The sequence below is a fragment of the Streptococcus penaeicida genome (assembly GCF_002887775.1).
GTDB classification, from domain to species: domain Bacteria; phylum Bacillota; class Bacilli; order Lactobacillales; family Streptococcaceae; genus Streptococcus; species Streptococcus penaeicida.
On sequence record NZ_LOCM01000018.1, the window covers coordinates 1 to 7,357 of the forward strand.

A 7,357-nucleotide genomic window follows, 5' to 3' on the forward strand; every position below is an offset into this window, starting at 1 on the left:
CTAAAGTTTTTTTGACCGATACCAACTGGAGTCTCTATCCACTGACCTGATCGATACATGTTTACTGCATTTAATTTAAAATTATAATTATATTTCATACAAAAACCCCTTTCACTGGATTAGTCCATTAAAAGGGGTACATATCAAGTAAACTAGAAACAGGAGTGTTTTATTATGGTAAAAAAAGCATATTCATGGGAAACTAAGCTTGCTTGCATCGAGATGAAGAAAGCAGGCAAGTCTAACAGAGTTATTATGGAGACACTAGGTATCAAAAATGATAGTCAAATCTATACTTGGATGAAATGGTACGAAAACGAGGAGCTTTATCGTTTCCATCAAGGTGTTGGCAAGCAATATACCTATGGTAAAGGCTTGGAACATCTATCTGAAGTGGAACAATTACAATTACAAGTTGACCTCTTAAAAAAGTATCGAGGCTTGATAAGGAAATCGATAAAGTAAGTCTTATCAAGCTTGTGGAAGACTATAAAAACAACTACCCGATAGCTGTCATTCTAGACTGTTTTGACATCAAACGGTCGACTTATTACCGTTGGAAAAAGGAGTATGAGAAGCCACAAAAAAAAGATGACGTCATTGAATTAATTGAACAGCTCTGCATGGAGAATCACTTTATTTATGGATATCGTACCATTACACGATTGCTCAAAAAGATCCACGGATTGACTGTTAATGCAAAGAAAGTCTATCGTATCATGAAAAATAATGGCTGGCTTTGTCGGACACGTACCAAGAAAGTTCCAAATTTGGGTAAAGCTTATTATTTAACAGATAACAAATTGAGTAGGGATTTCCATGCAGATAAGCCTATGGAAAAGCTTGTAACAGATATTACCTACCTATATTTTGGTAACTGTAAATTGTATCTCTCATCAATTATGGATCTCTATAACCGAGAAATTATAGCTTACACTATCTCAGATTGTCAGGATACGGATTTTGTACTAGATACCCTTAATCAGTTAAAATTGCCTAAAGGTGCAATCTTACACAGTGACCAAGGCTCAGTGTATACTTCTATGGCTTACTATCAAGCTTGTACGAAAAAAGGCATTATCCGCTCAATGTCCCGAAAAGGAACACCTGCAGATAACGCCTGTATTGAATGGTTTCACTCCGCCCTAAAGACTGAAACCTTTTATCTCCATGATCGGAGAAAATACAACAAAGATAGTATAACAAAAATTGTTAAAAATTACATAACATTTTATAATGAAACTAGAATTCAACAGAGATTAAACGACCAGTCTCCTGTACAGTACAGAAAACTGATCGCCTAAAAGTGTTTTTCTCGCGTCCCACTATTAGGGTGCAGTGCCTAATAATCCCTATCCTTCTTTCTTTTCTAATTTTTCTCGTTCCAGTCGTAAGCGACGATTTGGATTTAGAAGATTAAAGAGCTCCTCTAATTTTTCTGCATTCCATACATCCGCGGCCGAAACAAAATTGCCATCTTTATCCTTGAAGGATATTGGTTTATCACCCATAAAAAACCTCCATAAAAAGAAACTACTATAACGATTATATCGTTTTATTATCTATCACTAATAGTCTAAGCCGTCTTTGCAATAGCTGCTGTAGCACCATTGCTAAGTAGCAAGTCACGACCTGAGACTGAAAAATCGACCGACTTAGACAATTTAGTCTACAAACTCAAACTCAAAGTTACCAATTCGTACCAAGTCACCGTCTTTAGCACCACGTTCACGAAGGGCTTCATCAACACCCATACCACGAAGTTGACGAGCAAATTTCATAATAGACTCATCACGTTCCATGTTAGTCATGACAAAGAGACGTTCCAGTTTTTCACCTGAAAGTACCCATGAAGCATCATCATCACGACTAATTTCAAAGTCTTTTTCTTCACCATCGAAACCGTAGTATACTTCTTCGTCTTGGAAGTCGCTATCTTCGTAAAGTAAGAATTCGTCAGTATTTGCTAGCAATTCTGCTGTAGCATCCATCAAACTATCCAAGCCCTGTTTTGCCAAGGTAGATACTGGAAAAACTATTGGAAGTTCATCAAATTCATCATAATTTTCTGCTAATTTAGTTTTGAAAGCTTTTAGGTTTTCGTCTGCTTCAGGCATATCCATTTTATTGGCAACGATGATTTGTGGACGTTCTAAAAGTCGTAAATTATAGGTTTCTAACTCATTATTAATTGAAATATAGTCATCATAAGGATCACGTCCTTCTGATGCTGACATATCGATGATGTGTAGGATAACACGTGTTCTTTCAATATGACGAAGAAATTGTGTGCCAAGACCAACACCTTGGCTAGCACCTTCAATTAGACCTGGTAAGTCAGCCATGGCAAAACTTTCACCTGACTTAGTTTGAACCATACCTAAGTTGGGAACAATTGTTGTGAAATGGTAAGCACCAATTTTAGGTCTAGCAGCTGAAACAACACTTAAGAGTGTTGATTTTCCAACAGATGGGAAGCCAACTAAACCAACATCAGCTAAAATTTTAAGTTCAAGTTCTAACTCACGTTCTTCACCAGGTTCACCATTTTCAGCAATTTCTGGGGCTGGATTTCTTGGAGTCGCAAAACGAATATTGCCACGACCACCTCGACCACCTTGAGCAACCACAAATTCTTGTCCATTTTCGACAAGGTCCGTAATGACTTTCCCTGTAATGGCGTCTTTTACAGTAGTTCCTGGTGGAACTGGGACAATCAGATCTTCTGAACCACGACCGTGCATCCCTTTTGTCATTCCTTTTTCACCAGCTTTTGCCCGGAATTTACGGTTATAACGGAAATCCATTAGGTTCTTAAACCTTCATCAACTTTAAAGACGACAGAGCCACCTTTACCACCGTCACCACCCCAAGGTCCACCATTAGGGACATATTTTTCGCGTCTAAAAGCGACCATACCATCACCGCCTCGACCAGCATGAACGCTGATTTTAGCAGTATCTAAAAACATACTCATAATCTTCTCTTTACTTTCATTTACTTTAAAAAAACGCCTATTGGCGTTTTTTTACATCAATACTGATAGTGCACCTGCAATAAGGCCACCTACAGTTACGAGAACCATTAAGATAACAACAAACATTGTAATTTTCTCAAATGCTGTTTTCTTACGTGGTCCATTTTCACCAAATGCCAATTTGCCACCTCAATTATAGATTTTTCTTTTTTATATAGTAACATGAAACCATCTTTTAAGCAAATCACAAGCAAGGAAAATCGCTATAAAATACTATAAATCTTGAGGTTTTGGCACTTTTATGCTACATTAGATTTACTATATCTTTAAGAAGGAGCTTTTCATGGTTTTACCTGATTTTCAAAAAAATTTAGAAAAATATGCTGATCTTTTAATTACAAAAGGTGTTAATGTTCAAAAAGGACACACACTGATTATTGCTATTTCTGTAGAGCATCACAAATTGGCTTCAATTTTAACAAAAAAAGCCTACCAAGCTGGCGCTGCGGAAGTTGTTGTTGAATATATTGATGATAAAATTGCCCGTCAACGTTTAATGCATGCTGACTATGACCGTTTGGTTAACGTTCCAGATTACTTGGTTGAAAAATCTAATTATTTCTTAGATAAAAATGCTAGCCGTTTATTCGTTCGTTCATCAGACCCTAATGCATTTGCTGGTGTCGATTCTGAACGTTTATCTGAATCAACTAAAGCGACTGCTGTTGCTCTTGAAAAACAAAGAGCTGCTTCTCAAGCTAACAAATTCTCTTGGAATTTAGTTGCAGCTTCAAGTCCTAAATGGGCTGCAATGGTCTTCCCTGACCTTACTACTGAAGAAGAACAAGTTGATGCTTTGTGGGATGCTATCTTTAAAATGAACCGTATTTATGAAGAAGACCCAATCAAAGCTTGGGATGAGCATCAAGCGCGCCTTGAATCAAAAGCTGATTTATTGAATGACTATCAATTTGATGCCCTTCACTACATGGCTCCAGGGACTGATTTAACTTTAGGTATGCCTGAAAACCATCTTTGGGAAGCTGCAGGTAGCACAAATGCACAAGGCGAAGAATTCATTGCCAATATGCCAACTGAGGAAGTCTTTACGGCTCCGGATTATCGCCGTGCTGATGGCTATGTTTCTTCTACAAAACCTTTGAGTTATGCTGGTGTCGTTATAGAAGGCATGAAATTCACCTTCAAAGACGGTCAAATTACAGAAGTAACAGCCGAAAAAGGGGAAGAAACCATTAAACGTCTTGTTGAAGAAAATGATGGTGCACGCGCCCTCGGTGAAGTGGCTCTAGTTCCTCATAAAACACCAATTTCATTATCTGGTTTAACCTTCTTCAATACACTTTTTGACGAAAATGCCTCAAACCACTTAGCTATCGGTCAAGCATATGCCTTTAGCTTAAAAGGTGGAACAGAAATGACTCAAGAAGAGTTAAAAGCAGCTGGTTTGAACCGCTCAACTGCCCATGTTGATTTCATGATTGGTTCTGAAAAAATGGATATTGATGGTATTACTAAAGATGGTCAAGTGGTCCCAATCTTCCGTGGTGGCGAGTGGGCTATCTAATCGCATCGATAACTAAAAAATAATGAGTTTTAAAGAAAACTCATACCTCTAAAGAAAGCTAGTTTCAACTAGCTTTTTTTACTTATTGCGCTTATAATAAGCATATGTATTATCAAATTTTAGAAAAATTAAAGCCAACCACTTTTGAAACCTGTCAAGAAGAACAAATCCCTTTTGTTGCTGTCATCAAACCTAATGAATGGCCTAGCATTCAAGATGCCTTAAAAATGGGTATTGATATGGAATTTGACTTCACTACTGCTCGTTCGACCAAGGCAGAAGTCAACTTAGACTCCTTAACCGGGACTTTCAAAATTCCTAATCATGAGGATTTACTCAACCAAGCTATTGATTTCTCCTTTGCACTTGATGAACGAGGTATTGTCTTCATCGATAGTCATGATCATGTTGAGCATTTAGTCAAAAAAATCCAAAAAAGTAAAAAATGGAAAAAACCAAGTTTGGAACGCTTTATTTATGATTTTTTGGAAAGTATTATCAAGGGAGACTCAGAACTATTAGAATCTTTCGATAAATTCTTAGATAATTTGGAAGAAGCGATTCTAGACGGCAAGCAACTATACAAAGAGCAAGAACTTAATGCCTTGAGAAGGAAATTGACCAAGTTAAATAGTCATTATATTCAATTGATTGACTTAGCTCAAGAGTTGTCGGAAAATGAGAACAACTTCTTCCAAGAAGAAAATCTTCGTTTCTTCCACCTTTTCTCAGCCAGAGTCACTCGTCTGCAAACAACCGTTCTCACCTTGCGTGAAACCATCATTCAAATTCGTGAATTGGCTAAATCACAATTAGAAATGCGTCAAAATAAGAATATGGCTGTCCTTACTACCGTTACCACTTGCTGTATGCCACTTACCATATTAGTTGGTTGGTATGGAATGAACTTTAAACATATGCCTGAATTGGACAATCCCATGGGCTATCCTTTAGTTATTGCTTTTGCCATTACTATTTTTATTTCAGCAATTCTCTATTCAAAATTTAAAAAATGGCTCTAGAAAACCGCTACCTGCAAAGGTAACGGCTTTTTTTATGCTTTAAGTTCTAACAATGATTGAAGTTCTGCCTTATTCAATCGCCTAAAGTCTCCTAAGGCTAATTGAGGGTCCAAGACTAATGGTCCCATAGAAAGGCGTTGCAGATCTGTCACTACTTTACCACAAGCCAAAACCATACGTTTGACCTGATGGAATTTGCCTTCCTTGATGGTAATCCGAACGCGACAAGTGTCAGCTTCTTTATTAACGTCAATAATCTCTAATTGTGCAGGCTGACATTGGTGGTCTGATAAGCTAATCCCCTCAGCAAAAGCTTCTACATCACTTTCTGACATGATGCCATCAACTTCCGCCTGGTAAACCTTATCCACATGTTTTTTCGGGGATAAGAGGCGATGGGCCAAATCCCCATCATTTGTCAATAATAAAAGCCCGTGTGTGTCTTTATCCAAGCGACCCACAGGAAATACGGATTTCCGCCTAGCTGTCTCATCCAATAAATCCAAGACCGTTTGATGGACCTGATCCTCAGTCGCCGAAACCACCCCTTGAGGCTTATTCAACAGATAATAAAGAAACTCCTCATAAACCAGCTCTTGCCCTTGATAGGCCACCTGATCCTGATTAGGATCAATCTGCAGCTTGGCCTGACTCTCCGGCTTGCCATTAACCAAAACCGCCTTCTGTTTCAGGAGTGCTTTAACCTGCGTCCGACTGCCTAGCCCAGTTTCCACTAAAAATTTATCCAATCTCACGACATCCTCCTATTTGGCATACGTTTCATAGAGCCAAGTCAACATTTCCTTGATTTCTTCTTGGGGCAATGGCTCTTCATAAGTCAGCTTAAAACCCCTTTTACTGTATGTCAAGTCGGGATAGATGTCAGTGAAATGAGCTACCGCATCCGGACCAATATAGACATTCAAATGATTGCTGTAAGCCTGAAAATGAATGAGATAAGTCTTCTGCCAATAAGAGGGCATAGACCAAGCAATGCCTTCTATCACAGAATCAGGTAATTGGCTGACAATGACATTTCTTAAACTTGCTAATTGTCGCTGCTGATCCTGCGGTCGTTCTGCAATATAAGCTGTAACTGCTTCTTTATTTTCCTTCATAAGTCCATCCAATCACTTTTTTTCTAGTATAACATATTCACAGTTTCTATAAGACTGAAAGCTACTAAAGTATTATAATAAAGGAAAAAGGAGAAAAGTCATGGCCATTTATTCTCAAGTTTTTGAAACCAAAATTGAACATTCAGCCCAGCAAATTGGATCTGGTGGTTTAGAAGTCTTATCAACACCTTCCCTAGTTGCATTCATGGAGAATGCTTGTTTCCAGTTTACAGAAGAATCCCTTAATGACAGTCAGCTTTCCACTGTTGGTACCGAAATCTCCATTCAGCACCTCAAAGCCAGTAAGATTGGAGAAACCGTAACCATCGTTATTACCGCTCTTAAAGAAGAAGGCCGACGCTATGACTTTAGATTGGAAGCATACGTCAATGAGCAAATGGTTGCTAAAGCCTGTCATACCAGAGTTCGCATTGATGTAGAGAAATTCCTCAGTAAGCTTTAAGTGGCTATCTTAACTCTGAAAGGAATGGTTTGAATTGTGCCCGTTCTCAGTAACTTAAACTCTATAATCATAACCACCCGTCTAACGGGTGGTTTGAACAAGGGCTATAAGCCCAGAATACAAGCCAGCGTCTAAAGGCGCTGGCTTTCACTTTGTTCAAGCCTTATTGCTCTTGACTCGTCACTTGCCTCT

Annotated in this window: 8 protein-coding genes and 1 pseudogene; 4 read left to right on the forward strand and 5 right to left on the reverse strand. The window is 38.4% G+C overall.

Annotated features, from left to right (window positions below):
- The first annotated feature begins 171 nt into the window (after positions 1 to 171).
- A protein-coding gene (locus tag AT575_RS04795) for an IS3 family transposase (protein ID WP_415746943.1) occupies positions 172 to 1,304 on the forward strand; the annotation gives its coding sequence in 2 pieces (ribosomal slippage) (positions 172 to 445 and positions 445 to 1,304; 1,134 coding nt in all).
- 48 nt (positions 1,305 to 1,352) lie between these two features.
- On the opposite strand, the gene AT575_RS04800 is transcribed toward AT575_RS04795, so the two are convergent.
- The 3 genes and pseudogenes from AT575_RS04800 to AT575_RS04810 form a co-directional block, all read right to left on the reverse strand.
- On the reverse strand, positions 1,353 to 1,511 hold the full coding sequence (locus AT575_RS04800) for a hypothetical protein (RefSeq protein ID WP_102777395.1): 159 nt from the start codon (positions 1,509 to 1,511) through the stop codon (positions 1,353 to 1,355).
- A gap of 153 nt (positions 1,512 to 1,664) precedes the next feature.
- A pseudogene (gene obgE / locus AT575_RS04805) lies at positions 1,665 to 2,977 on the reverse strand (GTPase ObgE).
- Positions 2,978 to 3,028: 51 nt separating this feature from the next.
- Positions 3,029 to 3,157: a DUF4044 domain-containing protein gene (locus tag AT575_RS04810; protein WP_003099126.1), complete on the reverse strand. Its 129-nt coding sequence runs from the start codon at positions 3,155 to 3,157 to the stop codon at positions 3,029 to 3,031.
- Positions 3,158 to 3,320: 163 nt separating this feature from the next.
- On the opposite strand from AT575_RS04810, the gene AT575_RS04815 reads away from it, so the two are divergent.
- A complete protein-coding gene (locus AT575_RS04815; RefSeq protein ID WP_102777396.1) occupies positions 3,321 to 4,562 on the forward strand; it encodes an aminopeptidase in 1,242 nt (413 codons plus the stop codon).
- Positions 4,563 to 4,666: 104 nt separating this feature from the next.
- Entirely contained in the window at positions 4,667 to 5,584 is a 918-nt protein-coding gene (locus AT575_RS04820; protein WP_102777397.1) for a magnesium transporter CorA family protein, read from the forward strand.
- A 32-nt stretch (positions 5,585 to 5,616) separates the two neighbouring features.
- On the opposite strand, the gene AT575_RS04825 is transcribed toward AT575_RS04820, so the two are convergent.
- A complete protein-coding gene (locus AT575_RS04825) occupies positions 5,617 to 6,339 on the reverse strand; it encodes a pseudouridine synthase (protein WP_102777398.1) in 723 nt (240 codons plus the stop codon).
- Between the two features lie 9 nt (positions 6,340 to 6,348).
- On the reverse strand, positions 6,349 to 6,702 hold the full coding sequence (locus tag AT575_RS04830; protein WP_102777399.1) for an iron chaperone: 354 nt from the start codon (positions 6,700 to 6,702) through the stop codon (positions 6,349 to 6,351).
- A 100-nt stretch (positions 6,703 to 6,802) separates the two neighbouring features.
- Here AT575_RS04830 and AT575_RS04835 point away from each other — a divergent pair, with 100 nt between their 5' ends.
- Positions 6,803 to 7,165, forward strand: a complete 363-nt coding sequence (locus AT575_RS04835) for a thioesterase family protein (RefSeq protein ID WP_102777400.1) — start codon at positions 6,803 to 6,805, stop codon at positions 7,163 to 7,165.
- Positions 7,166 to 7,357: the final 192 nt, after the last annotated feature.

Excerpts from the sequence above, each read along its gene's own strand:
- AT575_RS04800 (WP_102777395.1), bottom strand. The coding sequence starts at position 1,511 with ATGGGTGATAAACCAATATCCTTCAAGGATAAAGATGGCAATTTTGTT.
- AT575_RS04815 (WP_102777396.1), top strand. The coding sequence starts at position 3,321 with ATGGTTTTACCTGATTTTCAAAAAAATTTAGAAAAATATGCTGATCTT.
- AT575_RS04820 (WP_102777397.1), top strand. The coding sequence starts at position 4,667 with ATGTATTATCAAATTTTAGAAAAATTAAAGCCAACCACTTTTGAAACC.
- AT575_RS04830 (WP_102777399.1), bottom strand. The coding sequence starts at position 6,702 with ATGAAGGAAAATAAAGAAGCAGTTACAGCTTATATTGCAGAACGACCG.
- AT575_RS04835 (WP_102777400.1), top strand. The coding sequence starts at position 6,803 with ATGGCCATTTATTCTCAAGTTTTTGAAACCAAAATTGAACATTCAGCC.